The following is a 26,793-nucleotide window of genomic DNA, read 5'->3' as shown; positions in this document are numbered from 1 at the left end:
ACCAAGGGAATGCCATGACGACGATACGGCCGCGCCGCTCGGTGCTGTACATGCCGGGCTCGAACGCCCGCGCTTTGGAGAAGGCGCGCAGCCTGCCCGCCGATGCCCTGATCCTCGACCTCGAAGACGCGGTCGCGCCGGACGCCAAGGACGTCGCGCGGCAGCAGGTCTGCGCCGCGGTCAAGGCGGGCGGCTTCGGCAAGCGCGAGATCGTCATCCGGGTGAACGGCCTGGGCACGCCTTGGGGCGAGGCGGACCTCGCCGCGGCCGCGGCGGCGAAGCCCGACGCCATCCTGGTGCCCAAGGTATCGAGCGCCGCCGACCTGCATGCCATCGACGGCAAGCTGATGGCGGCGGACAAGGCGATCGCGGTCTGGGCGATGATCGAGACGCCGGTGGCGATCCTGAACGTCGCCGCCATCGCGGCGGGCGGCGGGCGGCTCGCCTGCTTCGTGATGGGGACCAACGACCTGATCAAGGAAATCCGCGGCATCCATACGCCGGACCGGCTGAACCTCAGTGCCGCGCTCGGCCTGTCGGTGCTCGCGGCGCGGGCCAACGGGCTGGCCGTGATCGACGGCGTCTACAACGACATCCAGAACGCCGACGGCTTCAAAGCCGCCTGCGAACAGGCGCGCGCCTTCGGCTTCGACGGCAAGACGCTGATCCATCCGACCCAGGTCGAGCCGTGCAACGCGGTGTTCGCCCCTGCGGCCGAAGAGGTCGAAGCGGCACGCAAGATCATCGCGGCGTTCGATCTGCCGGAGAACCGCGGCAAGGGCGCGATCAAGCTTGACGGCCGGATGGTCGAGCTGCTGCATGCCGAGATCGCGCGCGGCACGGTCGCGATGGCGGACGCGATCGCGGCGCTGGAAAGTGCGTGACGTGAAAACCAATCCGGGAAACTATTTCGAAGACTTCCAGGTCGGGCAGAAGATCGCGCATGCCACGCCGCGGACCTTGAGCCGTGGCGATGCGGCGCTGTACCAGGCGCTCTACGGCTCGCGCTTCGCGCTGCAATCATCCGACAGCTTCGCGCAGTTCTGCGGCCTGCCGCGCAGCCCGCTGGACGACCTTCTGGTGTTCCACACCGTGTTCGGCAAGACGGTGCCGGACATCTCCCTGAATGCCGTCGCCAATCTCGGTTACGCCGAGGGGCGCTTCCTGCGGCCGGTCTATCCCGGCGAGACGCTGACGGCGCATTCCGAGGTCATCGGCCTCAAGGAGAATTCCAATCGCCACACCGGCGTCGTCTATGTCCGGACCCATGGGATGAACGAGAAGGACGAGCAGGTCCTCAGCTATGTCCGCTGGGTGATGGTGCGCAAGCGCGATCCGGACGCGGCGGTGGCGCCGGCCGTGGTGCCCAAGCTGGCCGGTGCGGTCGCGGTGGCCGATCTGCATGTGCCGGCGGCGCTGAAATTCGACACCCTGTTCGAGACCACGCAATCGGGTTCCCGGCATCTGTGGGACGATTATGCGGTCGGCGAGAAGATCGACCATGCCGACGGCATCACGGTCGAGGAAGCCGAGCACATGATGGCGACGCGGCTCTACCAGAACACCGCGCGGGTGCACTTCAACCAGTTCGCCGAGGCGCAGGGCCGCTTCGGCCGGCGCCTGATCTATGGCGGGCACGTCATCAGCCTGGCGCGGGCGATCTCGTTCAACGGCCTGGGCAACGCCTTCACCATCGCCGGGATCAATGGCGGGCGGCATGTCAATCCGCTGTTCGCCGGCGGCACCGTGTTCGCGTGGAGCGAGGTGCTGGACAAGCAGCCGCTCGGCCATCGCAAGGATGCGGGCGTGCTGCGCCTGCGGCTGGTGGCGACCAAGGACCTGCCTTGCGCCGGCTTTCCCGACAAGGACGCGGCCGGCGCCTATCCCGAGAACGTCATCCTCGATTTCGACTACTGGGCCGTGTTGCCGCGCGGATGAGCTTGCTCGAGCGTTACCGCGCCGCCGTGTCGAAGGGCGAATTGAAGGCCGATGCGGCACAGGAACGCGCCGCGGCGAAACTGTCCGTGCTGGCCAAGGCGCTGAAATCCTACCGGCCGGGACGGCGGCTGTTCTTCGGGACGCGGACGCCGCCCCGCGGCGCCTATCTGTGGGGCGATGTCGGGCGCGGCAAGTCGATGCTGATGGACCTGTTCTTCGAGCACGCCGCCGTGGCGCGCAAGGTCCGGGTGCACTTCAACGAGTTCATGGTCGACACCCATGCGCAGATCCATGCCGAGCGGCAGCGCGCCGGCGCCGCCGACCCGATCCCGCCGGTGGCGCGGGCGATCGCGGCGCGCGCGACGCTGCTGTGCTTCGACGAGTTCCAGGTCACCGACGTCGCCGATGCGATGATCCTGGGCCGGCTGTTCGAGCAGCTGTTCGCGCTGGGCGTGGTGATCGTCGCGACCTCCAACACGCCGCCCGAGCGCTTGTATGAGGGCGGCCTCAACCGCCAGCTCTTCCTGCCCTTCATCGCCGCGTTCCAGGCGCGGCTGGACGTCGTCGCGCTGGATGGCGACGTCGATTACCGGCTGCACCGGATCTCGGGCTTGCCGGTCTATCTGCAGCCGCTGGGACCGGCGGCCGACGCCGCGATGGACACGGCCTGGCGCAAGCTGACCGGCCAGGCCGGCGGCGCGCCGATGAATCTGACAGTCCTCGGCCGCAGCGTGCGGGTGCCGCGGGCGGCGCGCGGCGTGGCGCGCTTCGCATTCGGCGATCTGTGCGCCCAGCCGCTGGCGGCGGCGGACTATCTGGCGGTGGCGCACACCTTCCACACAGTGCTGATCGACCACATCCCGCGCCTGACCGCCGATCAGCGCAACGAGGCGCGGCGGTTCGTGCTGCTGGTCGACACGCTGTACGACCAGAGCGTCAAGCTGATCTGTTCGGCCGCGGCGGCGCCCGAGGAGCTCTATGCGGCCGGCGATGGCGCCGAGGCCTTCCGCCGCACCGTGTCGCGCCTGCATGAGATGCAGAGCGACGACTATCTGCGGCGCGGCCACGGCGTCCGCGAGATGGTATAAGCGGCGACGATGCTGAGACAACTCCTCACAACGGCCCTCGCGATCTTCGCCGTGCTGCTGGTTTATGGCTTCCGGCACCGCATCCTGGCGCGGCTGCGGCGCTTCGATGCCGCCAATGCGCAGCGCATCGCCGACGAGCAGCGCGACCGCAGCGACCCGGTCGCCCATTTCCGCCACACGCTGCGCGTCGCCGAAGAACAGGTCGAGGCGGTCGGCGAGATCGTCGAGACCGATGAGCGGCTGGGGACGCCCGTGACGCGCTTCCTGTTCGAAGGCGAGCGTTTCGCAAGTCGCGACGCGGCGGAGCGCGCCCGTGCCGAGAAGATCCGCGCCATCGCGCGCGGCTATTACGCCGACCTGCCCGTGGCGCTGGCGGAGCGGCGCAAGGACAAGCTGAACTGAAGCGGCACAGCCGGTCTAGAGTCTGTTGCAATCAGAAGGAGTCAGCCAAAAACCTGTCATGGCCCGCGAATGCGGGCCACCCGGGTGACGTCTGCTCCTGCCGTTGAAGTAGGAGTGGCTGTTTACCGTTGATGTCGTGCAGAGCCAAACTGGGTGGCCCGCATTCGCGGGCCATGACACCGGATTGGGTTGCATCAACTTGAAAACAACGGACTTTACGCCGCCTCGCCCTTCAGCAATCGCGGCAGCTTGCCGACATCGCCGCCGGCGTGGCGCATGAAGAAGCGGCGGGCCGGGCCGATCGCATCGACGAGCCCCATGCCCAAGTCGCGCAAGGCGCGGACCGGCGCCAGATCGTTCGAGAACAGGCGATTCAGGCCGTCGGTGGCGACCGAAAGCGCGAAGGCGTCGAAGCGGCGCCAGCGCTCGTATTTCTGCAGCACGTCGAGCGCGCCGATGTCGCGGCCCAGCCGGGCTGCGTCGAGCACGATCTCGGCCAATGCGGCGGCATCCTTCAGGCCGAGATTGAGACCCTGTCCCGCGATCGGATGGATGCCATGCGCCGCATCGCCGGCCAGCGCGAAACGCGGCTTCACGAAGCCGCGGGCCAGATGGAATCGAAGCGGATAGGACCAGCGCGGTCCGGCGGCCTTGGTCGCGCCCAGGTGATCGCCGAAGCGCCGCGCGATCTCGGCGTCGAAGCCTTCCGCATCGAGCGCCATCATCTGCGGCGCAAGCGATTCCCGTTCCGTCCACACCAGCGAAGACCGGTTGCCGGTCATCGGCAGGATCGCGAACGGGCCCGACGGCAGGAAATGCTCGTAAGCGACGCCGTCATGCGGCTTCTCATGCGCGACGGTCGCGACGATGCCCGACTGCGCATAGGACCAGGCGATCACCGGCAGTCCCATCAGCTCGCGCATGGGCGAATCGCGGCCGTCGGCGGCGACGGCCAGCGCCGCCTCGATGCTTTCGCCATTGGCGAGCGTGGCACGGATGGCGTGGGCATCCGGCTGCAGATCGGTGAGCGCGGCCGGCGCGACAAGGCGCAGATTGGGCAAGGTCGCAGCGACGGCATAGAGGCCGGCGCGGGTGTGGCGGTTCTCCACGATATGGCCGAGCGAGGCAGTGCCGATCTCGGCGGCATCGAAATGCAGCGAGAAGGGCGAGGCTTCGCCATTCAGCCGGGCGTCGGTGACAAGGATGTCGTTGATCGGCTGGGCGTCGGGCGCCAGATGCTCCCAGATGCCCAGCGCCGCGAACATGCGGACCGTGGCATAGCTGAGGGCGCTGACGCGGCCGTCGAACTTTGCCTCCAGCGCCGCGGCCTGGGGCACGGGGTCGGCCACCACCACATCGAGGCCGCCCTTGGCGAGGGCGATGGCGAGCGGGAGCCCGACCATGCCGCCGCCGCCGATGATCACATCACAGCGTTTCATGGCCCGAGCCTAGGACGGGCGCGGCGGAAAAGCGCCGCGGAAATTGTCCTGCCCAATTGAACCCGAGATTCCGGTCCCCCTCCCTTAAGTTTCAAAATTTGAATTCAATTCCGGAAATTCCGCTGCATGTCTTTGGGAATACACCGATTTCGCGCCATTTCGGCTGGCCGCAAACCATGCGCTGCCGCCTTCCCGCAGAATCCGGCCGTACAGGAATTTGGTCCTTCCTTCGGCGGACTTCAAGATGTGCACATAATTTAATCGACGGAATTTCATATGCCTGAGAAATAGGCGTTTGGAATGATTTCTATCGCGCCGACTCCGGCAGCGGACAGAAAATTCCCTTTTGAATCAACGAACGGTCATATCCCTGCATCGCGGCACGGTTCTTGATGAAGTGTTAACGGCCTAGGGGCGCCAAGGGGGCGTCGAAAGGCGGTTTAACCATGGAAGGACGGCAGATGAAGCTCATCACGGCGATCATCAAACCCTTCAAGCTCGACGAGGTCCGGGAGTCCCTGTCCGCGCTGGGCGTACAGGGCATGACGGTCACGGAGGTCAAGGGGTACGGACGGCAGAAGGGCCACACGGAAATCTACCGCGGGGCGGAATACGCGGTGAGCTTCCTGCCGAAGCTGAAAATCGAAGTCGCCGTCAAAAGCGAGATGGCGGAGGCGGTGATCGAGGCGATCACCTCCAAGGCCAAGACCGGCCAGATCGGCGACGGAAAGATCTTCGTCACGCCGCTCGAGCAGGTCGTGCGCATCCGCACCGGCGAAACGGACGGCGACGCGCTGTAAGGGGCGCAGCCATACGGCCACGCGCGGCGCGGCCATCAACGAGTTTGGGATCCATCAAGGGGAGCTTGAAATGAGTTTTGCGAAGTTGAAGCGAATGGGGCTTGGCGTCGGTGCCGGGCTTGGCGCGTTGGCGCTGACGGTGGCACCGGCCTTGGCCGCGCCGCCGAAGATCGATTCGGGCGATACCGCCTGGATGCTGACGTCGTCGGCACTGGTGCTGATGATGACGATACCGGGCCTGGCGCTGTTCTATGGCGGCATGGTGCGCAAGAAGAACGTACTGGCGACGCTGGCGCAAAGCTTCGGCGCGACCTGCATCATCACCGTGCTGTGGATGGTGATCGGCTATTCCATCGCCTTCACGCCCAATCCCGATCCGACGCTGAACAAGTATATCGGCAGCTTCACCTATGCCTTCCTGCATCCGATGACGCTGAATGCGGTGAACCCGCTCGCGGGCACGATCCCCGAGTCGGTCTACATGTTCTTCCAGATGACCTTCGCGATCATCACGCCGGCCCTGATCGCCGGCGCGCTGGCGGACCGCATGAAGTTCTCGGCTTTCATGTGGTTCATGTCGCTGTGGCTGCTGCTGGTCTATTGCCCGATCGCCCATTGGGTGTGGGGCGGCGGCTGGCTGGGCAGCGCCGGTGCGCTCGACTATGCGGGCGGCACCGTCGTTCACCTGAACGCCGGCACCGCGGCGCTCGTCACCTGCCTCGTCCTGGGCAAGCGCATCGGCCTGGGCAGCGAGAACATGGCGCCGCACAATCTCGTGCTCAGCGTCATCGGCGCCTCGCTGCTGTGGGTCGGCTGGTTCGGCTTCAACGCCGGTTCGGCGGTCACGGCCAACGTCAATGCCGGCATGGCGGCGGCGGCGACGCAGATCGCCACCGCGGCGGCCTCGCTGGCCTGGATGTTCGCCGAATGGATCATCGCGCGTAAGCCTTCGGTACTCGGCATGATCTCCGGCGCGGTTGCCGGTCTCGTGGCGATCACCCCGGCTTCGGGCTTCGTCGATCCGGTGGGCGCGCTCATCATCGGCCTCGCGGCCGGCGTGGTCTGCTACATCTCGGCCGTCTGGGTGAAGAAGCTGTTCGGCTATGACGACAGCCTCGACGCCTGGGGCGTGCACGGCGTGGGCGGCGCGCTCGGCGCCATGCTCACCGGAGTGTTCGCCTCCAACGCGATCAACCCGGCCGGCAAGGGCTGGCTGATCGACGGCAATATCGGCCAGCTCTGGCTGCAGTTCGAGGACGTCGCCGCGACGTTCCTCTACTGCGCGATCGTGACCTTCATCATCCTGAAGGTGATCGACATGATCGTGGGCCTGCGCGTCTCCGCCGAGGTCGAGGTCGAAGGTCTCGACATCAACCTCCATGGAGAAACCGTGCACGGCTGATCCCCCGTGTGACGTCTTCCTCCTCAACTGGGGCGCCGGGAAACCGGCGCCCTTTTTGTTTGGGGGCGGCGCTGTTCGGGTGGGCGAGCCCGCAGCACCCCCACCCGACACGCTTCGCGTGTCGACCTCCCCCTTTGGGGGAGGTGGATCGACCCCCTTCGTAACAACAGGGAGGAAAACGACGGCGCGCGATGCTAACAATGCGCCATGCTCTTTCCCGGCCGCCTCTCCGAACTTCCGCCCTCCGCCTTCGTCAAGCTCGCGGCGCTGCTCGATCCGCATCCGCCGGGGCTGGACCCGATCAGCCTGGCGATCGGCGATCCCCATGGCACAGTGCCGCCCTTCGTCGCCGAGGAGCTGACGCGGCATGCGGCGCAGTTCGGCTCCTATCCGCCGATCAACGGCTCGAAGGACTGGCGCATGGCGGCAGGCGCCTGGCTGACGCGGCGCTTCAGGCTGGCGGAGGGCTCGATCGATCCGGAGGCGAACCTGCTGCCGCTCAACGGCACGCGCGAGGGGCTGTTCCTCGCCCTGTTCACGGTGATGCCGGAGAAGAAGGCGGGGCAGCGGCCGGCGGTGCTGATCCCCAACCCGTTCTATCAATGCTATGCCGCGGCGGCGCTGAGCGCGGGCGGCGAGCCGGTGTTCGTGCCGGCGACGGCCGCGACCGGCTTCCTGCCCGACTACGCGGCGCTGCCCAAGGCGCTGCTGGAGCGCACCGCGGCGGTCTATATCTGCTCGCCGTCCAATCCGGAGGGCGCCTGCGCTTCCGAACAGTATTGGCGAACGCTGTTCGCGCTCGCGGACCAGTATGATTTCGCGGTGTTTGCCGACGAGTGCTATGCCGACATCTATCTCCAGCATGAGCCCAAGAGCGCGCTGCCGATGCGCGGCGCGCCTTATGAAAGGCTGCTGACCTTCCATTCGCTGTCGAAGCGTTCGGGCCTGCCGGGCCTGCGGTCCGGCATCGTCGCGGGCGATACGGCAATGATCGAGCGCTTCCGCCAGTTCCGCAATTATGCCGGGCCGCAGGTCGCGCTGCCGATCCTCGCGGCGTCGGCCGCGGCGTGGCGCGACGAAGGCCATGTGATGGCCAATCGCGCGGGCTATCAGCAGAAATTCCGCGCCGCGCAGCGCATGCTGGGCAATCGCGCGGGCTTCCGCGTGCCGGAGGCGGGCTTCTTCCTCTGGCTCGATGTCGGCAATGGCGAGGAGACCGCGCTGCGGCTATGGCGCGAGGCGGGGGTGCGGACGCTGCCCGGCGCCTATATGGGGCGCGAGACCGTGCCGGGCGAAAGCCACAGCAATCCCGGCTTTTCCTATATCCGGGTGGCGCTCGTTAACGACCTGTCAACCATTATGGCTGCACTCGAAAGGATGGCGCAGACGACGCTCCGCTCCGATTGAATTGGAGCGTGGTCTGACTCATTAATGGTCGCGCGATCCGGCCGCACCGCCGGAGCGCTGACCTGTTGGAGCGGGCATGGGCCAGGCGACGCGTCGGATCATGGCAGGCGGCGTATATCAGCCGCGCTCGAAAGGCGCGGCGATGGCGGACGCACTGGCCGATGCGCGGCGCTCGGTGGCGCGGCTGCTCTCCATCCTCATCATGCGCGGCGCGGGCGCGCTGCTGTTCCTCGGCGCGGCCGCCGCGCTGATCGCGCTGCTGAGCCACGACGCCAGCGATCCGAGTTGGAACAACGCGACCGGCAACAGCGCGGCCAACCTGCTGGGCGGGCCGGGCGCGATGGCGGCGGACATGCTGCTGCAGGCCTTCGGCATCGCCGCCGTCGCGGCGCTCGGCCCGCCGCTGGTGTGGGGCGCGCGCGCCCTGATGGGACTGCATCTGAGCCACACGATGTGGCGCGCCTTCGCCTGGCCGCTGGGCACGCTGCTGCTGGCGGCAGGGCTGGGCGTGGTTCCCGCCCTGCTGACGCTGCCGGCGGGCAATGGCGGCGTGATCGGGCTTGCGGCCGCCTCGCTTTCGGTCAAGACCGCCGCAGCGTTTCACCAAGGCTGGATCGCGGCCGCGATGCCGGTGCTGTTGCTGCTGGCGGGCCTGCCGCTCTCCTTCCTCGCGACCGGCTTGCGGCTGCAGCCGATCCTGCGCAGCGTGGCGAACGTGCCGGCCGCGTTTGTGTGGATCGGTGCGCATCTCAAGATGCCGAACCTCCGCAAGGCACACGACTATGACGAAGAGGAATCGGAGCCCGAGCTCGACGAGGCGCAGGAGGAAGACGCCTATGCGCTGGACGTCGCGCCCGAGCCGATCGCGGCGACAAGGCTGGCGGAGCGGCGCGAGAACCGCGTGCGGCGCGAAGAGGCCAAGAAGACCGCGACCACCAACATCAAGCGCGCCAAGCAGCCGGCACTGGACCTGGTCTCGGGCGAATACCAGCTGCCGGCCCTGAGCCTGTTGGCGGAGCCCGTCGTGGTGCATGACGCGACCGCGCTGTCCGACGAGGCGCTGGAAGAGAATGCCCGCATGCTGGAGGCGGTGCTGACCGATTTCGGGGTCAAGGGCCGTATCATGGCGGTGCGGCCGGGCCCGGTCGTGACGCTCTACGAGTTCGAGCCGGCGGCGGGCGTGAAGTCGTCGCGCGTCATCAGCCTGGCCGACGACGTGGCGCGCTCGATGAGCGCGGTGGCGGCGCGCATCGCGGTGATCCCCGGCCGCAACGTGATCGGCATCGAGCTGCCGAACCAGACGCGCGAGACCGTCTATCTGCGCGAGCAGCTGGCGAGCGCGGAATACGACAAGGCGCGGGCGCCGCTGACGCTGGCGCTGGGCAAGACCATCGGCGGCGAGCCGGTGATGGCCGACCTCGCCAAGATGCCCCATCTGCTGGTCGCGGGCACCACCGGCTCGGGCAAGTCGGTCGGCCTCAACACCATGATCCTGTCGCTGCTCTACCGGATGACGCCGCAGCAATGCCGCCTGATCATGATCGATCCCAAGATGCTGGAACTGTCCGTGTACGACGGAATCCCGCACCTGCTCTCGCCGGTCGTGACGGACCCGAAGAAGGCGGTCGTGGCGCTCAAATGGGCGGTGCGCGAGATGGAAGACCGCTACCGCAAGATGTCCAAGCTGGGCGTGCGCGGCGTCGAGGCGTTCAACGACCGCGTGCGCAAGGCCAAGGAGAAGGGCGAGAGCCTGAAACGCACGGTGCAGACCGGCTTCGACCGCGAGACCGGCAAGCCGGTCTATGAGGACGAGACGCTCGAGCTCGAACCGATGCCGTTCATCGTGGTGGTGGTCGACGAGGTCGCCGACCTGATGATGATCAGCGGCAAGGAGATCGAGGGCGCGGTGCAGCGCCTGGCGCAGATGGCGCGCGCCGCGGGCATCCACCTGATCGCGGCGACGCAGCGCCCTTCGGTCGACGTGATCACCGGCACGATCAAGGCGAACTTCCCGACCCGCATCTCGTTCCAGGTGACCAGCAAGATCGACAGCCGCACCATCCTGGGCGAGCAGGGCGCCGAGCAGCTGCTGGGCCAGGGCGACATGCTCTACATGATGGCGGGCGGCCGCATCAAACGCATCCACGGCCCGTTCGTGACCGACCACGAGGTCGAGGACGTCGTGCGCTTCCTCAAGACCCAGGGCACGCCGGAGTATCTCGACGCGGTGACGGAAGAGCCGGACGAAGACGGCGAGGATCCTTACGCCCTTGCCGGCGGCGCGGGCGGCGGCAATGCGGAGAGCGGCGACGATCTCTACGACAAGGCGCTCGCCATCGTGGCGCGCGAGCGCAAGGCGACGACCAGCTATCTGCAGCGCCGGCTGCAGATCGGCTACAACAAGGCGGCCAGCCTGATCGAGCGCATGGAGCATGACGGCGTGGTCTCGCGGCCCAACCACAAGGGCCTGCGCGAAGTGCTGCTGCCCGATCACGACGAGAGCTGAACGGCGGCCAGAGTCCGTCGTTTTCAAGTTGATGCAACCCAATCCGGTGTCATGGCCCGCACGTCATCCCGAGCGACGCCGCAGGCGGCGTCGAAGGGCGCGGGCCATGACAAGTTTTTGGATGACTCCTTCCGATCACAATAGACTCTAGCCCCACAGGGTCTCGATCCTGCGCGCCACTACGACGAGATCGACGTCCGTCGTCGTATCGATTTCCAGCACCGCACCGATGCCGATGGGCCTGGCGAAGCGGCGGGCGATTTCCTCCACGGACAGCTCCGGCAGCGCGGCGTGGGCGTCATGGCGCACGGGCGATCGGGCGCGCTCGGCATAGCGGCGCGCGACCTCTTCCGGCGGGCAGCGGCAATAGACTTCGACGATCCGGGCATCGAGCGACAGCAGCTGCCGGCGCTCATAGGCGCTTTCCGGATCGAAATTGGCTTCCAGCACCGCGTGCGGCTGGCGCCGCGCCAGCGACCACAGTACTTCCCAGGACGCGGCACCGATCCGGTGCGAGAATTCGAGATCGCCCTTCACGCCGCCCAGCGCATCGAAAATAGGCTCCTTGATGTCGTCCTTCGCGATCAGGCCGAAGCCCAGTGCCGCCGCCAGCGGCCGCGCCAGCGAGGTCTTGCCGGAGGCCGGCGGACCGGAAACGAGGACGATGCGGGCGCTCATGCGGGCGATGATAGAGGCGTCCGCGCCGCGATCTACCGTCCGCGGGCCGAACACCGAAAAATATCGGTTGCGGCTGCCGACGGATTGTTCTTTCCGCGCCATTGCAGGCTAGAGTTCCGCGTCGTTTGCGGAGTGACCCATGTCGTACATCGAGCAATCCCTGGGCCAGGGCGAGAGACTGGTGGCGCGGGCGCATTTCCACTGGTGGTACAGCTTCAAGGCGATCCTCGCGCTGATCTTCCTGTCGGTGTTCCTGGGCCTGGGAATCTACATCTTCGTGGCGATGATGGTGCGCAAATGGACCACCGAGATCGGCGTCACCACGCATCGCTTCGTGGAGAAGAAGGGGCTGTTCACGCTCAAGACCTTCGAGGTCGCGCTGCCCAATATCGAGGGCGTGCGGGTGACGCAGAATTTCTGGGGCCAGATCCTCGGCTATGGCAGCCTGCGGATCGAGGGCACGGGTGTCGACCATGTCGACCTGCCCGACATCGCCGATCCGCTCGCCTTCCGCGCCGCGATCGAGACCGCGAAATCAGGCCTGGGGCGCTGAGCGCGGCCGCAGCGCCAGGTGCAGCAGGAGCCCGGCACCGGCGCTCCCCGCCATGACCGCCGCCAGCGGCACCGGCGACGCCGCGTTGAACGCGCCCATGACGAGCGACGTCGCAAACCCCGCAGCGAATTGCAGCGAGCCCAGCAGCGCGCTCGCCATCCCCGCATTGGCGCCATAGGGCCGCATCGCGGCGCCGGTCGACATCGGGCCGATGGCGCCGTTCATCGACATGAACAGGAAGAGCGCCGCGCCGATCCCATAGACCCCGCCGAGGCCGCTGAGCGCGACGGCGACGAGCACGCCGCCCGCCAGCAGATGCAGGCCCTGGGCGCGCAGCAGCACAAGCTCCGGCAGCCTTCCGCGCACCAGGCGGGCCGCGATCTGCGCCGTGCCGATGAGGCCGATCGCATTCGTCGCGAAGAAGAAGCCGAAATGCTGGGGCGGAATGCGGTAGATGTCGATGAAGACATGCGCCGCGCCGGTGAGATAGGCATAGAGCGACGCGTTGCTCACCGCGCCCGACAGCGCATAGGCGATGAATTCGCGGTCGCGCGCGATGCGGGCGTAGTCGGCGAGCAGGATCGCCGGATGCAGCGGCCGGTGCGCCCCGCCATGGGTCTCGGGCAGGCGGATCGCGATGGCGATGGCGACCACGCTGCCGACCGCGAACTGGAACCAGAAGATCGCGCGCCAGCTCGCCCACACCAGGAAGTAGCCGCCGAGGAACGGCGCGACGAGCGGCGCGACCGACAAGACCAGCATCATGTAGGCGAAGACGCGCGGCGTCTCTTCCGGCCCGAAGATGTCGCGCACGCAGGCGCGCGCGATCACGCCGCCGGCGCAGGCGCCGACCGCCTGGAAGACGCGCGCGAACATCAGCATGTCGACGCTGGTGGAGAGCGCGCAGAACAGGCACATGGCCGCATAGAGCGCCAGCCCGGCATAGAGCGGCGGCTTGCGGCCGAAACGGTCGGCCAGCGGCCCGAACAGGGCCTGCCCGCCGGCGAAGCCGAGGAAGAACGAGGTCAGCGTGTGCTCGGCCGCGCCGATCGGCACGCCGAACTCGCGCGCGATGGTGGGCAGCGCCGGCAGATACATGTCGATGGAGAGCGCGCCGAAGGCGGTCAGCGCGCCGAGCAGGACGATCAGCTCGACGCGGCGCACGCCGGTGAGGGAGGGCTTTGGGGAGGTCATGGCCCACCCTATCGCGCGCCGCCGGCTTTGCGCTAAATACGCGGCGGACAAATTCGCGTGGGGATATCGATGCGCTTTGGACTCTTCGCCGCAGCCCTGATGCTTGTCGCCGCAACCCCGGCGCTTGCCGCCGATGCCAATAACGGCAAGGCGATCTTCAGCCGCTGCGCCGCCTGTCATGTCGTGGCCAAGGGCGGCGGCAACGGGCTGGGGCCGAACCTGTTCGGCGTGGCGGGCCGCAAGGCCGCATCGCTGGCCGACTATTCCTATTCGAGTGCGCTCAAGGGCTCGGGCATCAAATGGACCAACGACAAGCTCAAGGCCTGGATCGGCGGTCCGTCGCGGCTGGTGCCGGGGACCAAGATGGCGTTCGGCGGGATCTCCAATCCGGCGCAGGCGGACGACGTGGTCGCCTATCTCGATACGCTGAAGTGAGGTGCCGCGCGTTGGCGCAGCCGGTCGTTCCCGTTTAGGCGGGACTGCCAGACGCTATCTCGGTTTGCGCAGCGTGTCCGCCAGGCGTTCCACATCGCCTTTCAGTGCGATCGCGCCCCAGGCGGCAAGCTCGTCGGCGAAGGGGGCATAGACATCCGCCAGCAGGTAGATCGCCTTGCGGGCATCGAAGGCGATCGCGATCTCCGCGAAGGTGTTGGGGCCGATGTAGTTCTTCCGCCCGCGCTTCGGCCGGTTGGCGACCAGGATGGCAACGACGTCGTCGCGGCGGATGCGGCGGAAATAGGCGCGCGACACGCGGCGCTTGAACCGCCTGCGCGCCTCGAGCGTGGCCATGCCGCGGTTGCGCTCATCGGCCGGCGCGACTGCCTTGATGCCGTGCGCGCGCAGCGCCGCACGGAGCCCGCGCATCGCGGTCTGGTGTGCCATGCTTCCGCAAATGACGACGGTGCGCGGCGCCGGCCGCCCGGGTGGAAACGTCATGACGCGATGTGAGCCGAGGACAGGCCCGCAGGAAACGCCGGCGCTTTGCCTGCCATTGCGGCGGAATGACGCGGGAATGGGCATTTGCTGCGATGCAACCAAAAAAGAGCAGGGATTCATTGGGGTTGTTTCGCCAAGGAAACCGGAACGACGCTTCGTTGACACGGGGCAGGACGCAGTCCTAGTTTTTGCGCCGCACAAGAGGGGGCGGTCAAAAAGAAACGCGGCGCGCGCATCGCCTGCCGGCGCTAAACCAACCGCCATCGTTCAGGGAATTTCGAGCTCATGAAGGTACTGGTGCCCGTCAAGCGGGTGATCGATTACAACGTCAAGGTCCGCGTGAAAGCCGATCAAACCGGCGTGGACCTGGCCAACGTCAAGATGTCCATGAACCCGTTCGACGAGATCAGCGTCGAAGAGGCCGTGCGCTTGAAGGAAAAGGGCAAGGCCACCGAGGTCATCGCCGTCTCCATCGGGCCGCAGCAGGCCTCCGAGACCATCCGCACCGCGCTGGCCATGGGCGCCGACCGCGGCATCCTGGTGAAGACCGATGCCGAGGTCGAGCCGCTGGCGGTCGCCAAGATCCTCAAGGCGATCTGCGAGGCCGAGCAGCCCAAGCTGGTGATCACCGGCAAGCAGGCGATCGACGACGACAGCAACCAGACCGGCCAGATGCTGGCGGCGCTGCTGGGCTGGGCCCAGGGCACCTTCGCGCACAAGCTGGAGCTCGGCGACGCCGACGCCAAGATCGAGCGCGAGATCGACGGCGGCCTCCAGACCGTGGACGTGAAGCTGCCGGCGGTGATGACCGTCGACCTGCGCCTCAACGAGCCGCGCTATGCCTCGCTGCCCAACATCATGAAGGCGAAGAAGAAGCCGATCGACGAGAAGTCGCCGGCCGATTACGGCGTCGACGTCACGCCCAAGCTGAAGACGCTGAAAGTGACCGAGCCGCCCAAGCGCCAGGCCGGCATCAAGGTGAAGACGGTTGCCGAGCTGCTCGACAAGCTCAAGAACGAAGCGGGAGTGATCTGATCATGGCAACTCTCGTCATCGCCGAACACGACAACAAGACCCTGAAGGAAGCCACCGCCAAGACGGTGAGCGCCGCGACCCAGATCGGCGGCCCGGTGCATGTGCTGGTGGCCGGCGCCGATGCCGGCGCGGCGGCGGACGCCGCCGCCAAGATCGCCGGCGTCGAGAAGGTGCTGCTGGCCGACGATCCGCTCTACGGCAAGATGGTCGCCGAGACGATGGAGACGCTGATCCTCTCCCTCGCCGACCAATATGACGCGATCCTCGCGCCCGCGACGACCAACGGCAAGAACTACATGCCGCGCGTCGCCGCCAAGCTCGACGTCGCGCAGATCAGCGAGATCATCAAGGTCGTGAGCGCCGACACGTTCGAGCGGCCGATCTATGCCGGCAACGCCATCGCCACCGTGCAGGCGGGCGCCGGCAAGAAGGTGATCACCGTGCGCACCACGACCTTCAAGGCGGCGGGCGAAGGCGGCACGGCCACGATCGAGAAGATCGCCGCCGCGGCCGATCCGGGACTGTCCAAGTTCGCCGGCGAGGAATTGTCCAAATCCGAGCGGCCCGAGCTGACCGCCGCCAAGATCGTGATCTCGGGCGGCCGCGGCATGCAGTCGGGCGAGAACTTCCACATGCTCGACAAGATCGCCGACAAGCTGCACGCCGCCGTGGGCGCGAGCCGCGCCGCGGTCGATGCCGGCTTCGTGCCCAACGACTACCAGGTCGGCCAGACCGGCAAGGTGGTGGCGCCCGATCTCTACATCGCGGTCGGCATCTCCGGCGCGATCCAGCATCTGGCGGGCATGAAGGATTCCAAGGTCATCGCCGCGATCAACAAGGACGAAGAGGCGCCGATCTTCCAGGTGGCCGATTACGGACTTGTGGCGGACCTGTTCAAGGCCGTTCCGGAAATGGAAGAAGAGCTCACCAAACTCGGCTACTAGCCGAGGAGGACCAGTCACATGGCTATCGAACGCATCGGCGTAATCGGCGCGGGGCAGATGGGCAACGGCATCGCGCATGTGCTTGCCCTTGCGGGCTATGACGTGGTGCTCGACGACGTCAACAAGGAGCAGCTCTCCAAGGCGATCGAGCGCATCGGCAAGAACATGCGGCGCCAGGCGGCGCGCGGCCTGATCCAGGACGACCAGATCGAGCCGGCATTGGCCCGCATCCGCACCACGACGGCGCTGGACGAGCTCAAGGACCGCGACCTGGTGATCGAGGCGGCGACCGAGGACGAGGCGGTCAAGAAGAAGATCTTCCAGGAGCTCACGCCGCGGCTGAGCGACAAGACGCTGCTGGCGACCAACACTTCCTCGATCTCGGTGACGCGGCTTGCGACGGCGACCGACCGGCCGGAGCGCTTCATCGGCATCCATTTCATGAATCCGGTGCCGGTGATGCAGCTCGTGGAGGTAATCCGCGGCATCGCGACGGACGACGCGACATTCCAGGCGGCGCTGGAGATCGTCAGACGCACCGGCAAGACCGCGGCCTATGCCGAAGACTTCCCGGCCTTCATCGTCAACCGCATCCTGCAGCCGATGATCAACGAGGCGGTCTACACGCTCTATGAGGGCGTTGGGAACGTCGAGGCGATCGACACCTCGATGCGGCTGGGCGCCAACCATCCGATGGGACCGCTGCAGCTCGCCGATTTCATCGGGCTCGATACCTGCCTGTCGATCATGCAGGTGCTGTATGAGGGCCTGGCGGATTCGAAATACCGCCCCTGCCCGCTGCTGGTGAAGTACGTCGAGGCCGGCTGGCTGGGCCAGAAGACCGGCCGCGGCTTCTACGACTATCGCGGCGACCACCCGGTTCCGACGCGGTAAGAGCGCGCACTACCAGCACCACTTGTCATCCCCGGCTGAGCGATGCGCGAGCATCGCGAAGGGAAGGGGACCCAGGTGGGAAACACCGTCACGGTATCTCCGACCTGGGTCCCCTTCCCCTCACGCTCGCTATCGCTCGCGTTCGGCCGGGGATGACAGGGGTGCGTGCGGCCATCATCGCACCAGCGCCGCCATGAACTCCGCCGGCGGGGCGCCTTCGGGCCAGCTTGGGACTCCGGCGGGGATGTCGATGCCCTTGAGTTTCCGCTTGGTCCAGATATGCGCGACGATCTCCAGCGCATCGCTGCGGTCCAGCGTGCCGGCGCGGATCACCGCCATGCCGGGACGTCCGGTGTTGGTGTTGTAGATCCGGGTGAGACAGGTGGCGCAGCCATACTGGTACGAGGTGCGCCGGCCGTCATCCGACAGGCGCGTATAGAGCAGCGGCGTGCCCTTCACCGTCAGCGCATCCTGCGGCACGATGCACTGGACGCTGAAGGCGCTGCCCGACCAGGTCTGGCAATAGAGGCAGTGGCAGGCATAGACGTTCGGCAGCGCGTCCAGCGCAAGCCGGTAGCGGATCGCGCCGCAGCGGCAGCCGCCTTCGATGGGATCGCTCATGTCAGTCCTCGCGGTCGAGAAAGCGCTTTAGCACATTGCGCGTGATGCGCGTCACGAACGGATCGCGTGCCGCCAGCCCATAGGCCCATTCGGTGGTGCCGGCATTGAAGACCTCGCCCTTGCCGCGGCGGAACGCGGCCATCACGGCATGGCCGCGGCTCACCCGCGCGATCGTCGCGGGGCTGTCGTCGCCATAGGCGGCGCGGGCGACGACCGCCATCTGCTCGGGCGGGATCAGCGGGCGATAGGGATTGTCCGGCGGCTCGGCGAAGGCCGCGGGCACCAGGGCGATGATCTCCAGATCCGCCGGCACGCCGACGCCGCCGTCGGGCGCGGGCAGGCCGTCGGCGCCGAAACGGAGGGGGCAGCCGTCATTCTCATAGCCGACCAGCGGCACGGCGCCGCCGATCACGTCGCCGTAATAGAGATCGGTCCCCGCCAGCGCCCAATGCCTGTCGCGATAGATCGTGTAGCCGCCGGCGCCGCGCGCGGCGCACAGGCCGAGCCGGTGATAGCCGCCATAGAGGAAGCTGAGGCCGGTGATCGCGGCTTCGGGGCGCGCGAACATCGGATGCGACCACAGATGGGTCTTGTCGGCGTCGGCGACGGCCTCGTCCTCGCCCTTCCATTTGCGGCAGACCAGCGTCTTGCCGCCGTCCTCCCAGCGCACCTTCCAGAAGGCCGTGTTGCCGGAGAAGATCGCGAGACGGCCGCCGCGGTCGACGAAGGCCTCGAGCGCATCGCGCTCCGGGCCGGACCAGTACTCGCTATGGCCGACCAGCAGCACGACGCCGTAGCCGTCCAGCGCTGCCGGATCGCGGTCGAGGTCGTAATCGGTGAGATAGTCGAACGTCAGGCCCTCGTCGCCTTCGGCCCAGCGCACGAAGGCATGCTCCCATTTGTGGAGATAGCCGGCAGAGCCGTCATAGGGCGACTGGCCATGGGCGCGCGACCACCCGGGATCGGCGCCGGCCCAGCTCCGCTCCGCGAAATCGCGCGGCCGCAGATTGACGAGACGCGGCATGTCGGGCGGCGGAGCGAGCAGGAGCGGCGGGAAAGGCCGCTGCGTCGACAGCACGCCGATGGCGCCGGCCATCGCTTCGGCCAGCGGCTTCTCGCGCCGCATCAGCGATTCGACATCGCAATAGGCGCTGGCGCCGCCCCAGTAATTGTAGGCGTGCAGCGTGTTGGTGGCGAGGACCAACACCATGCGGGCGCGTGTCGCGCCGGCGGTGACGCAGACGAAGTGATGCGCTTCGGCGCCCGTCGTGTCGGTCAGCACGATGTCGTAATAGCCGCTGCGCCAATCGGCGCCGGCCGTGAGGGTGTCGGCGACCGGCCAGGCGCAACCCTTGGCGTCGGCATCGGGCGGCGCGGGATGGGCGCCGGGGTCGAGGGTCGTGGTGTGCACAATCTCGCGCACCGCACCGACGCGCGCGATCTCGAGCGTACACGGGCCGGCATCGCTGCTGGCGTGAAGGGCAAAGGTCTCGCCCGGCTTGACGCTGAGGCGGTCGGTATAGAGCGCGGTCATGCGGGGAAGCTTAGAGATGCTCCCTCTCCTCGTCATCGCCCGCTTCATGCGGGCGACCCAGTTTCTTTGCGTGGAGGGAAAATTGGGTTGCGAATTTTTCCGGGCGTCATGACCCTGGACAGCGGCGGGTTTCCTGTCACGGTTGTGCAAGACGAACGGGCCTGGCGGACATGAAAAAATACCGTATCGGCGTCATCGGGCTGGGTCAGCGCATCGCGCATGTGCTGGGAGCGATGGCGGAGGTGGGCTGGAGGCTCGACATCGCGGGCCATGTCGATCCGCGGCCGGTGGGGCTTCCCATCCTGGCGGAGCGGGACATCCCGCCCGGGAAATCCTATGCCAGCGCCGCGGCGCTGCTGAAGGACGGGCCGTTCGACCTCGTCATGATCGGCTCGCCCAACCACCTGCATTACGAGCATCTTCTGGCCGCGTTCGAGGCCGGCTATCCGATCTTCGCCGAGAAGCCGATCGTGCGCACGGCGGCGGAGACCTTCGCGCTGGCGCGGCACCTGGCGGACGTGAAGACGCCGCCGCTGTTCATCGGGCTCGTCATGCGCTCCATGCCGATCGTGCGCGAGACGATAAGGCGGGTCGATGCCGGCGAGCTCGGGATGCTGGTCTCGATGGACGCGACCGAACACCTGCCGCCGGAGCATGGCGGCTATCTCGCGCGCAACTGGCGGCGCAAGCAGGAATGGGGCGGTTCGTTCTATCTCGACAAGGTATGCCACGATTTCGATATCTTCGGGCGGCTGGCGCGGGCGCGGCCGGGCCGTGTCGCGAGCTTCGGCGGCAGGCGGATCTTCGACTCCAGCCGGGAGAACGTCGAGCGGACCTATTCCGACGGCTCGCCCGCCTACGCGATGCGCGACGCGGGCTGGGCGGGGGCGAACGACGCGTTCCATTCCGACATGGACGTGACCGATCACCAGACCGCGCTGGTGGAATATGACAGCGGCTTCCAGCTCTCCTTCCATTCCAACAGCCATGTGAGCCTGGGCGAGCGGCGCTGGTACATCGCGGGCACCGAAGGCACGCTGCTGGCCGACCTGGTGCGCAACAAGCTGATGGTGCGGCGCGCGATGAGCAAGGCCAAGCCGGAACGCATCGACTATGCCGAGCGCACCGACGACAACCACAACGGCGCCGACCAGGCGATGGCGCGCGATCTCCTGGCGACGCTGGAGACCGGCGCGGCGTTCCCGGTGACGCCGTATGAGTCGATGGAGGCGGGGCTCACCGTCATGGCGATCGACAAGGCGCTGGCCGAGCGGCAGGTGATCGATTGCGAGCCGATGTGGACGGCGTATGACGCGGCGCGGGGTGGGACGTAACGCGCACACCCACTGTCATCCCCGGCTGAGCGATGCGTCAGCATCGCGAAGGGAAGGGGACCCAGGTGGCTAGATTGGCTCTCGTGCCCACGGTTTTGTGTCGGCGCGCATCTTTCAGCGCTTCCCAGACGTAGACGCCTGGGTCCCCTTCCCTTCGCATCGCTTCGCGATGCTCAGCCGGGGATGACAAGCGGAGTGCTTTAAGGTTTTGCGGCCAAGCCCTTGAACCAGGCAATCGCCTCCGGCGAATCCCACGCCGCCGGCCCCAGGGCGCGGCCGATCTCGCGTCCCTTGGGGTCGATCAGGATGGTCAGCGGCAGGCCATAGGTCGCGAAGGCCCGCAGCAGCGCGCTGTTCGAATCCACATAGGTGTCGAGCGCCCTGGCGTCGTGGTCGTCGAGGAAGCTGCGCGCATCGGCCGCCGTGCCGCGGCCGACATCGACCGCGATCACCGCGAGGCGCGGGCCCGCGGCGGCGACCTTGAGCTTGGCGAGCGCCGGAAGCTCCCGCACGCAAGGTGCGCACCAGGGCGCCCAGAGATTGAGCAGGACATAACGGCCCTTGAACGCGGCCAGCGACAATCTGGCGCCCGACGCGTCGCCGATGGCGACCTGGGGCACCGGCACAGGCGCCTTGGCTGCGGCGAAAGGGGCCAGCGTGGCGGGCGGGGCGGCACCGTCCGCGTGGACAGGCTTGGCCGACATCCCATATAGAACCCCTGCGATCGCCAAGGCCGCCACGGCGAGGCCGGCTGCGATATAGTGCCAACGGGAAAGCGTCACGGGCGTCTCATGGTTGCGAACAAGATGTGGGGCGGCCGGTTCGAGGGCGGTCCCGCTTCCATCATGGAGGTCATAACGCCCTCCATCGATTTCGACAAACGGCTGGCGCAGCAGGACATCGCCGGAAGCCGGGCGCATGCCCGGATGCTGGCGCTGCAACAGATCATTTCCCAGTTCGACTGCGAGGCGATCCTCAAAGGGCTCGACACCATCGAGGCGGAGATCGCGGACGGGACCTTCGCCTATAGCCGGCAGCTCGAGGACATCCACCTCAACATCGAGTCGCGGCTCAAGGAGCTGATCGGCGATGCGGCCGGCCGGCTGCACACGGCACGCTCGCGCAACGACCAGGTGGTCACCGATTTCCGCCTCTGGATACGCGACGCCTGCGCCCGCGCCGATGCGGCGCTCGCAGGGCTGCAGCGTGCGCTGCTGGTCCAGGCCGAAGCCAACCACGCCACCATCATGCCGGGCTACACGCATATGCAGCCGGCCCAGCCGGTGACGTTCGGGCATCACTGCATGGCCTATGTCGAGATGTTCGGGCGCGACCGCGGCCGCTTCGCCGATTGCAGCAAGCGCCTGAACGAATGCCCGCTGGGCGCCGCGGCGCTGGCGGGGACACCCTATCCCATCGACCGCGATGTGACGGCCAAGGCGTTGGGCTTCGCGCGGCCGATGCGCAATTCGCTCGACGCGGTGTCGGCGCGCGACTTCGCGCTGGAATATCTCGGCGCCGCCACCATCGCGGCGACGCATCTGTCGCGGCTGGCGGGCGAGATCGTGCAGTGGTCGACGCCGGCCTTCGGCTTCGTCCGGCTGTCGGACGCGTTCACCACCGGCTCCTCCATCATGCCGCAGAAGCGCAATCCCGACGCGGCCGAGCTGGTGCGCGGCAAGACCGGACGTGTGCTGGGCGATTTCGTGGCGCTGGCCACTGTGGTGAAGGGGCTCGCCCTCGCCTATGGCACCGACCTGCAGGAAGACAAGGAACGGGTGTTCGACGCCGCCGACACGATCGAGGTCTGCATCGCGGCGATGGCGGCGATGATCGCCGACCTGAGCGTGAAGCCCGAGGCGATGCGCGCGGCGGCGGAGGCCGGCTATCCGACGGCGACCGATCTCGCCGACTGGATCGTGCGCGAGCTCAAGAAGCCGTTCCGCGACGCGCATCACATCGCGGGCTCCATCGTGCGGCGGGCCGAGGCGCTCGGCCTGTCGCTCGAGAAATTGCCGCTGGCGGAGATGCAGGCGGTCGAGCCGGGGATCACCGACGCGGTGTTCGCCGTGCTGTCGCTCGAAGCCTCGGTCAAGGCGCGGATGAGCTATGGCGGCACGGCGCCGGACCGGGTGCGCGAGCAACTGCGCGTCTGGAAGGAGAAGCTGAGATGACCTTCACAGCAGGCGTCGGGAAGAAGGCGCTTCTTGCAGCGCTGGCATTTTCGCTCGCCCTCGGCGTCGCGGGTTGCGGCGTGAAGAACGACCTCGTCATGCCGGACGGCAAGCCGACCCCGAAGGGCGAGAAGGACCCGTCCAAGCCGCCGACGCCGCAACAGCAGGGTCTATGAATTATTTCGGCTATCGCGACGGCGTGCTGCATGCCGAAGACGTCGACCTGAACGCGCTGGCGGCCGAGGTGGGCACGCCGTTCTATTGCTATTCGAGCGCGACGCTGGAGCGGCATTACCGGGTCTTCGCGCAGGCGCTCCCGAAGGACGCGCTGGTCGCGTTCTCGGTCAAGGCGCTGGGCAATGTCGCGGTGCTGAAGACGCTGGCGGCGCTCGGCGCCGGCGCCGACGTCGTGTCGGGTGGCGAACTCAAGAAGGCGTTGCGCGCGGGCATTCCGGGCGAACGCATCGTGTTCTCCGGCGTCGGCAAGACACGGGCCGAGATGAAGCTCGCCCTGGAGGCCGGCATCCACCAGTTCAACGTCGAGAGCGAACCGGAGCTCAAGGCGCTGAGCGAGGTCGCTGGCGCGCTGGGCCTCACCGCGCCGATCGCCATCCGGGTCAATCCGGATGTCGACGCCCGGACGCATGCCAAGATCACGACCGGCACCTCGGAGACCAAGTTCGGCATCCCATGGTCGCAGGCGCGCGCGGCCTATGCGCTGGCGGCGACGCTGAAAGGCATCCGGGTCGTCGGGATCGACGTGCATATCGGCAGCCAGATCGTCGCGCTGGAGCCGTTCGAGCTCGCCTTCAAGAAGGTCGTCGAGCTGGCGCAGGTGCTGCGCGCCGATGGCCACGACATTGCGCGCCTCGACCTCGGCGGCGGGCTGGGCGTGCCTTATGTCACCGACAACGCGCCGCCGCCCGATCCGTCGGCCTATGGCGCGCTGGCGACCCGGATCACCAAGGCTCTCGACTGCCGGCTGATCCTCGAGCCGGGGCGGCTGATCGCGGCCAATGCCGGCATCCTGGTGAGCCGGGTGCTCTACGTCAAAAAAGGCGAGGCCAAGACCTTCGCCATCGTCGATGCGGGGATGAACGACCTGATCCGGCCGGCGCTCTACGAGTCCCATCACGAGATCGTGCGCGTCAACGAAGCGGGACCGGACACGCCACGGCAGCGCTACGACGTCGTCGGCCCGGTGTGCGAAACCTCGGACATCTTTGCCGCCGAGCGCGAGCTGCCGGAACTCGGCGAGGACGATTTGATCGCGATCCTGACGGCCGGCGCCTATGGCGCGGTGATGTCTTCGGCTTACAATGCGCGTCCGCCCGCGCCCGAAGTGCTCGTGAAGGGCTCCCGCTGGAGCGTGGTGCGGCCAAGACTGGACGATGACGCGTTATTCGGATCCGAACGAATTCCGGACTGGCTCTAGAGCCGACAAGGCGACGGAGAACGCGGTCTCGTGGTCGCGTGCCGCGCTGGCGTGGGAACGCGTCTGGCCGGCATTGTGGCCGGCGAGCGGCATCGCGGGACTGTTCGCGGCGGCGGCGCTGTTCGACCTGTTCGCGCCCCTGCCCTGGAGCCTGCACGCGCTGATCCTGAGCGCGGCGCTGACCGGCATCGGCCTGTCGCTCTATTTCGGATTCCGCGCCGTGCGCCTGCCCGGCTGGAGCGACGGGGCGCGGCGGCTCGAGATCACCAGCGGCCTCAGCCACCGGCCGATCTCCGAGGCGGGCGACCGGATGGCGGTCGGGACAGGCGACGCCTGGGCCGAGGAATTGTGGGCACTGCACCTGCGCCGGCTGCTGGCCGGGGTGAAAAACCTCAAAGTCGGCTGGCCGCATCCCGGACTGGCGCGCCGCGATCCGCGCGCGCTGCGGTTCGTCGTGGTGCTGCTGTTCCTCGGTGGATTGGCGCTGGCGGGCGGCGATGCGGGGCGGCGGCTGTGGGCCGGGCTCAACGACGACAGCGCGGCGGGCCGCGCGACACTGGACGCCTGGATCGATCCGCCGGCTTATACGGGAATGCCGCCGGTCTATCTGACGCCGGGCATGACGCTGGCGGTGCCGGCCGGGTCGGTGCTGAATTTGCGCGCCCATGGTGCGGGACACGCGCCGGGCCTGTCGCTCGACTCCGCGTCGGACGGCGGTGACGGATTCACCGGCGGGCGCGGCGAGTATGCCGCGAATTATCGCATCATTGCCGATGCGCGGGTGCGGGTGCGCAGCGCGGGGCGCGCCATCGGCGACTGGCGCATCACGGCGATCCCGGACCATCCGCCGTCCATCGCCTTCGCCGGCGCGCCGGGCAAGACCGAGCATGCGGCGCTCAAGCTGTCCTACAAGGCCATCGACGATTACGGCGTGACGGCGGTTCGCGCGATCATCACGCCGCACCAGCGCCACGGCGCGGCGCTGGTCGTCGACCTGTCGCTGGCGACGGCGGCGAAAATCGTGAACGAGACGTCGTACCAGGACCTGACGGCGCATCCCTATGCCGGGCTCGACGTCGACATCGCGCTGCAGGCGGTGGACGGCGCGGGCCAGGTCGCGACGACGATGCCGGTGACCTATCGCCTGCCGGCGCGGGTGTTCACCAATTCCCTGTCACGGGCGCTGATCGAGCAGCGGCAGGCGCTGGCGACCAGCACGACGCCGGGCGAGCGGATGCACATCGTGCGGGTGCTCGACGCGCTGACCCTCGCGCCGCAGGTGTTCTATCAGAACCAGTCGGGACCTTATCTCGCGATCCGCGCGGCGCGCTGGGCGCTGGCCGATGCGGCGCATGTCGAGGACATCGAGCATGTCGAACAGCTCCTGTGGGAGACCGCGGTGGGGCTGGAGCGCGGCGGCCTGCTGTCGGCAGCCGAGGAATTGCGGCGGCTGCAGGCGATGCTGGCGCAGGCGCTCGCCCAGGGCGCGCCGCAGGAGGTGATCGACGAATTGCTGCAGCGCTACCAGGACGCGATGCAGCGCTACATGCAGGCGTTGGCCGCCAATCCGCAGGAGAACAATGGCGCGCCGCCGCCCGGCACCAAGATGCTGAGCGAGCAGGACCTGCAGACCCTGCTCAAGACCATCCAGCAGCTGGCGCAGGGCGGTGCACGCGGCCAGGCACAGCAGATGCTGGCGCTGCTGCAGAATCTTCTGGAGAACCTGCGGCTGAGCAATGGCGCGGGCGGCAGCGCGGACAGCAACCCGCAAAACAAGGCGCTGAGCGACGCGATCAAGGGCCTGGGCGAATTGATGGGGCGGCAGCGCGGCCTGCTCGACAAGACCTTCAAGGGCCGCCAGGGCGAGCCCGTCGATCCCAAGGCGCTGCAGCAGGAACAGGGCGACATCCAGAAGCAGCTCGGGCAGGTCCTCAAGGGCATGGGCGACCAGAAGATCCCGGCGCCCGGCGATCTGGGCCGCGCCGGCACTTCAATGGGCCAATCGGGACGGGAGCTCGGCTCCAGCGACTATAACGGCTCGAGCATCGACCAGAAGAATGCGCTGGACGCGATGCGCGGCGCGGCGAACGACCTCGCCAACAAGCTGATGAAGCAATCGGGCCAGGACCAGGACAACGGTCAGAACGAAGATCCGCTGGGGCGGCGGCAGAGCGGCCACGGCGCGGGCACGGGCGTGAAAGTGCCCGATGCCTCGCAGCTGCAGCGGGCGCGCGACATCCTGATGGAGCTGCGCCGCCGCGCCGCCGAACGCGGCCGGCCGCAACAGGAGCTGGATTACATCGACCGGCTGCTGAAGGAGTTTTGAGGGTTTTCCTCCCCCGTGGTTACGGGGGAGGAAAGGAGAGGCGCGGGGCGCCGCCTTATCTAGAACAAGGTGCGATCCGTCTTGCGCGAAATGTCATCCCGGCCGACCCCGGCCTTGAGCCGGGGGGAGAGCCGGAATCCATCGAGACGCTTG

The 26,793-nt window shown here is 67.6% G+C and carries 25 protein-coding genes; 18 read left to right on the top strand and 7 right to left on the bottom strand.

What is annotated here, in order from left to right; all coding sequences use genetic code 11:
- The first annotated feature begins 14 nt into the window (after window positions 1-14).
- The 4 genes from WDM91_16955 to WDM91_16940 are packed head-to-tail and all read left to right on the top strand — an operon-like array spanning window position 15 to window position 3,428.
- Window positions 15-884, top strand: coding sequence for a CoA ester lyase (locus WDM91_16955; protein ID MEI9996289.1), 870 nt, complete (start codon window positions 15-17; stop codon window positions 882-884).
- Window positions 877-1,938 carry a MaoC family dehydratase gene (locus WDM91_16950; protein MEI9996288.1) on the top strand — a complete coding sequence of 354 codons (1,062 nt, stop codon included), beginning with the start codon at window positions 877-879 and terminating at the stop codon, window positions 1,936-1,938. The genes WDM91_16955 and WDM91_16950 overlap by 8 nt, the downstream gene beginning before the upstream one ends.
- 2 nt (window positions 1,939-1,940) lie before the next feature.
- On the top strand, window positions 1,941-3,026 hold the full coding sequence (gene zapE / locus WDM91_16945) for a cell division protein ZapE (GenBank protein MEI9996287.1): 1,086 nt from the start codon (window positions 1,941-1,943) through the stop codon (window positions 3,024-3,026).
- Window positions 3,027-3,035: 9 nt separating this feature from the next.
- Window positions 3,036-3,428 (top strand): hypothetical protein, encoded by a 393-nt coding sequence (locus WDM91_16940; protein MEI9996286.1) that lies wholly within the window; start codon window positions 3,036-3,038, stop codon window positions 3,426-3,428.
- A gap of 215 nt (window positions 3,429-3,643) precedes the next feature.
- Here the strand turns inward: WDM91_16940 and WDM91_16935 are convergent, their stop codons facing one another.
- Window positions 3,644-4,867 (bottom strand): FAD-dependent monooxygenase, encoded by a 1,224-nt coding sequence (locus WDM91_16935; GenBank protein MEI9996285.1) that lies wholly within the window; start codon window positions 4,865-4,867, stop codon window positions 3,644-3,646.
- A 461-nt stretch (window positions 4,868-5,328) separates the two neighbouring features.
- On the opposite strand from WDM91_16935, the gene WDM91_16930 reads away from it, so the two are divergent.
- The 4 genes from WDM91_16930 (at window position 5,329) to WDM91_16915 (ending at window position 10,982) form a co-directional block, all read left to right on the top strand.
- On the top strand, window positions 5,329-5,667 hold the full coding sequence (locus tag WDM91_16930) for a P-II family nitrogen regulator (protein MEI9996284.1): 339 nt from the start codon (window positions 5,329-5,331) through the stop codon (window positions 5,665-5,667).
- A 70-nt stretch (window positions 5,668-5,737) separates the two neighbouring features.
- Window positions 5,738-7,069, top strand: a complete 1,332-nt coding sequence (locus tag WDM91_16925) for an ammonium transporter (GenBank protein MEI9996283.1) — start codon at window positions 5,738-5,740, stop codon at window positions 7,067-7,069.
- Window positions 7,070-7,276: 207 nt separating this feature from the next.
- Entirely contained in the window at window positions 7,277-8,476 is a 1,200-nt protein-coding gene (locus WDM91_16920) for an aminotransferase class I/II-fold pyridoxal phosphate-dependent enzyme (GenBank protein ID MEI9996282.1), read from the top strand.
- Between the two features lie 100 nt (window positions 8,477-8,576).
- A complete protein-coding gene (locus WDM91_16915; GenBank protein MEI9996281.1) occupies window positions 8,577-10,982 on the top strand; it encodes a DNA translocase FtsK 4TM domain-containing protein in 2,406 nt (801 codons plus the stop codon).
- A 147-nt stretch (window positions 10,983-11,129) separates the two neighbouring features.
- On the opposite strand, the gene WDM91_16910 is transcribed toward WDM91_16915, so the two are convergent.
- Entirely contained in the window at window positions 11,130-11,660 is a 531-nt protein-coding gene (locus WDM91_16910; protein MEI9996280.1) for an AAA family ATPase, read from the bottom strand.
- Between the two features lie 139 nt (window positions 11,661-11,799).
- Between WDM91_16910 and WDM91_16905 the strand changes: the two genes are divergently transcribed.
- Window positions 11,800-12,213 (top strand): PH domain-containing protein, encoded by a 414-nt coding sequence (locus tag WDM91_16905; GenBank protein MEI9996279.1) that lies wholly within the window; start codon window positions 11,800-11,802, stop codon window positions 12,211-12,213.
- Here WDM91_16905 and WDM91_16900 read toward each other — a convergent pair.
- The gene (locus tag WDM91_16900; protein MEI9996278.1) at window positions 12,196-13,407 is read right to left on the bottom strand and encodes a multidrug effflux MFS transporter; all 1,212 of its coding nucleotides are present in this window, start codon (window positions 13,405-13,407) and stop codon (window positions 12,196-12,198) included. The two genes, WDM91_16905 and WDM91_16900, sit on opposite strands and share 18 nt — an antisense overlap.
- 69 nt (window positions 13,408-13,476) lie before the next feature.
- Between WDM91_16900 and WDM91_16895 the strand changes: the two genes are divergently transcribed.
- Entirely contained in the window at window positions 13,477-13,842 is a 366-nt protein-coding gene (locus tag WDM91_16895) for a c-type cytochrome (protein ID MEI9996277.1), read from the top strand.
- Window positions 13,843-13,896: 54 nt separating this feature from the next.
- Here WDM91_16895 and WDM91_16890 read toward each other — a convergent pair whose 3' ends face one another.
- The gene (locus tag WDM91_16890) at window positions 13,897-14,289 is read right to left on the bottom strand and encodes a hypothetical protein (GenBank protein MEI9996276.1); all 393 of its coding nucleotides are present in this window, start codon (window positions 14,287-14,289) and stop codon (window positions 13,897-13,899) included.
- Window positions 14,290-14,628: 339 nt separating this feature from the next.
- Here WDM91_16890 and WDM91_16885 point away from each other — a divergent pair, with 339 nt between their 5' ends.
- From WDM91_16885 to WDM91_16875, 3 genes are read left to right on the top strand one after another with little or no spacing between them, the layout of a single operon-like run.
- Window positions 14,629-15,378 carry an electron transfer flavoprotein subunit beta/FixA family protein gene (locus WDM91_16885; GenBank protein ID MEI9996275.1) on the top strand — a complete coding sequence of 250 codons (750 nt, stop codon included), beginning with the start codon at window positions 14,629-14,631 and terminating at the stop codon, window positions 15,376-15,378.
- 2 nt (window positions 15,379-15,380) lie between these two features.
- Window positions 15,381-16,322: an FAD-binding protein gene (locus WDM91_16880; GenBank protein MEI9996274.1), complete on the top strand. Its 942-nt coding sequence runs from the start codon at window positions 15,381-15,383 to the stop codon at window positions 16,320-16,322.
- Between the two features lie 18 nt (window positions 16,323-16,340).
- A complete protein-coding gene (locus WDM91_16875) occupies window positions 16,341-17,216 on the top strand; it encodes a 3-hydroxybutyryl-CoA dehydrogenase (protein ID MEI9996273.1) in 876 nt (291 codons plus the stop codon).
- A 174-nt stretch (window positions 17,217-17,390) separates the two neighbouring features.
- Here WDM91_16875 and WDM91_16870 read toward each other — a convergent pair whose 3' ends face one another.
- Together WDM91_16870 and WDM91_16865 are read right to left on the bottom strand one after the other, a co-directional pair.
- Window positions 17,391-17,837 carry a GFA family protein gene (locus WDM91_16870; GenBank protein ID MEI9996272.1) on the bottom strand — a complete coding sequence of 149 codons (447 nt, stop codon included), beginning with the start codon at window positions 17,835-17,837 and terminating at the stop codon, window positions 17,391-17,393.
- Between the two features lies 1 nt (window position 17,838).
- A complete protein-coding gene (locus WDM91_16865) occupies window positions 17,839-19,371 on the bottom strand; it encodes a N,N-dimethylformamidase beta subunit family domain-containing protein (protein MEI9996271.1) in 1,533 nt (510 codons plus the stop codon).
- 170 nt (window positions 19,372-19,541) lie between these two features.
- On the opposite strand from WDM91_16865, the gene WDM91_16860 reads away from it, so the two are divergent.
- Window positions 19,542-20,705, top strand: coding sequence for a Gfo/Idh/MocA family oxidoreductase (locus WDM91_16860; protein ID MEI9996270.1), 1,164 nt, complete (start codon window positions 19,542-19,544; stop codon window positions 20,703-20,705).
- A 200-nt stretch (window positions 20,706-20,905) separates the two neighbouring features.
- Here the strand turns inward: WDM91_16860 and WDM91_16855 are convergent, their stop codons facing one another.
- Window positions 20,906-21,487, bottom strand: a complete 582-nt coding sequence (locus WDM91_16855) for a TlpA disulfide reductase family protein (protein ID MEI9996269.1) — start codon at window positions 21,485-21,487, stop codon at window positions 20,906-20,908.
- 9 nt (window positions 21,488-21,496) lie between these two features.
- Between WDM91_16855 and argH the strand changes: the two genes are divergently transcribed.
- Genes argH through WDM91_16835 form a run of 4 tightly spaced genes read left to right on the top strand, consistent with a single transcriptional unit; the run spans window position 21,497 to window position 26,640 of the window.
- Window positions 21,497-22,879 (top strand): argininosuccinate lyase, encoded by a 1,383-nt coding sequence (gene argH / locus WDM91_16850; GenBank protein MEI9996268.1) that lies wholly within the window; start codon window positions 21,497-21,499, stop codon window positions 22,877-22,879.
- Window positions 22,876-23,055 carry a lipoprotein gene (locus tag WDM91_16845; GenBank protein MEI9996267.1) on the top strand — a complete coding sequence of 60 codons (180 nt, stop codon included), beginning with the start codon at window positions 22,876-22,878 and terminating at the stop codon, window positions 23,053-23,055. Before argH ends, WDM91_16845 begins: the two co-directional genes overlap by 4 nt.
- Complete coding sequence (gene lysA, locus WDM91_16840; protein MEI9996266.1) at window positions 23,052-24,314, top strand: diaminopimelate decarboxylase; 1,263 nt, start codon at window positions 23,052-23,054, stop codon at window positions 24,312-24,314. Before WDM91_16845 ends, lysA begins: the two co-directional genes overlap by 4 nt.
- Entirely contained in the window at window positions 24,271-26,640 is a 2,370-nt protein-coding gene (locus WDM91_16835; protein MEI9996265.1) for a DUF4175 family protein, read from the top strand. The genes lysA and WDM91_16835 overlap by 44 nt, the downstream gene beginning before the upstream one ends.
- Window positions 26,641-26,793: the final 153 nt, after the last annotated feature.

This window comes from Rhizomicrobium sp., from assembly GCA_037200385.1.
Classification (GTDB): domain Bacteria; phylum Pseudomonadota; class Alphaproteobacteria; order Micropepsales; family Micropepsaceae; genus Rhizomicrobium.
The sequence above is the reverse complement of the archived record's forward strand: the minus strand, read 5'-3'. Positions and strand labels throughout refer to the sequence as shown.

Coding starts and splice junctions, on each gene's coding strand:
- WDM91_16940 (MEI9996286.1), top strand. CDS start 3,036: ATGCTGAGACAACTCCTCACAACGGCCCTCGCGATCTTCGCCGTGCTG.
- WDM91_16875 (MEI9996273.1), top strand. CDS start 16,341: ATGGCTATCGAACGCATCGGCGTAATCGGCGCGGGGCAGATGGGCAAC.
- WDM91_16865 (MEI9996271.1), bottom strand. CDS start 19,371: ATGACCGCGCTCTATACCGACCGCCTCAGCGTCAAGCCGGGCGAGACC.
- WDM91_16930 (MEI9996284.1), top strand. CDS start 5,329: ATGAAGCTCATCACGGCGATCATCAAACCCTTCAAGCTCGACGAGGTC.
- WDM91_16910 (MEI9996280.1), bottom strand. CDS start 11,660: ATGAGCGCCCGCATCGTCCTCGTTTCCGGTCCGCCGGCCTCCGGCAAG.
- WDM91_16835 (MEI9996265.1), top strand. CDS start 24,271: ATGACGCGTTATTCGGATCCGAACGAATTCCGGACTGGCTCTAGAGCC.
- WDM91_16920 (MEI9996282.1), top strand. CDS start 7,277: ATGCTCTTTCCCGGCCGCCTCTCCGAACTTCCGCCCTCCGCCTTCGTC.
- WDM91_16880 (MEI9996274.1), top strand. CDS start 15,381: ATGGCAACTCTCGTCATCGCCGAACACGACAACAAGACCCTGAAGGAA.
- WDM91_16860 (MEI9996270.1), top strand. CDS start 19,542: ATGAAAAAATACCGTATCGGCGTCATCGGGCTGGGTCAGCGCATCGCG.
- WDM91_16845 (MEI9996267.1), top strand. CDS start 22,876: ATGACCTTCACAGCAGGCGTCGGGAAGAAGGCGCTTCTTGCAGCGCTG.
- WDM91_16870 (MEI9996272.1), bottom strand. CDS start 17,837: ATGAGCGATCCCATCGAAGGCGGCTGCCGCTGCGGCGCGATCCGCTAC.
- lysA (MEI9996266.1), top strand. CDS start 23,052: ATGAATTATTTCGGCTATCGCGACGGCGTGCTGCATGCCGAAGACGTC.
- WDM91_16895 (MEI9996277.1), top strand. CDS start 13,477: ATGCGCTTTGGACTCTTCGCCGCAGCCCTGATGCTTGTCGCCGCAACC.
- WDM91_16935 (MEI9996285.1), bottom strand. CDS start 4,867: ATGAAACGCTGTGATGTGATCATCGGCGGCGGCGGCATGGTCGGGCTC.
- WDM91_16925 (MEI9996283.1), top strand. CDS start 5,738: ATGAGTTTTGCGAAGTTGAAGCGAATGGGGCTTGGCGTCGGTGCCGGG.
- WDM91_16900 (MEI9996278.1), bottom strand. CDS start 13,407: ATGACCTCCCCAAAGCCCTCCCTCACCGGCGTGCGCCGCGTCGAGCTG.
- argH (MEI9996268.1), top strand. CDS start 21,497: ATGGTTGCGAACAAGATGTGGGGCGGCCGGTTCGAGGGCGGTCCCGCT.
- WDM91_16905 (MEI9996279.1), top strand. CDS start 11,800: ATGTCGTACATCGAGCAATCCCTGGGCCAGGGCGAGAGACTGGTGGCG.
- WDM91_16890 (MEI9996276.1), bottom strand. CDS start 14,289: ATGGCACACCAGACCGCGATGCGCGGGCTCCGTGCGGCGCTGCGCGCG.
- WDM91_16885 (MEI9996275.1), top strand. CDS start 14,629: ATGAAGGTACTGGTGCCCGTCAAGCGGGTGATCGATTACAACGTCAAG.
- WDM91_16915 (MEI9996281.1), top strand. CDS start 8,577: ATGGCAGGCGGCGTATATCAGCCGCGCTCGAAAGGCGCGGCGATGGCG.
- WDM91_16955 (MEI9996289.1), top strand. CDS start 15: ATGACGACGATACGGCCGCGCCGCTCGGTGCTGTACATGCCGGGCTCG.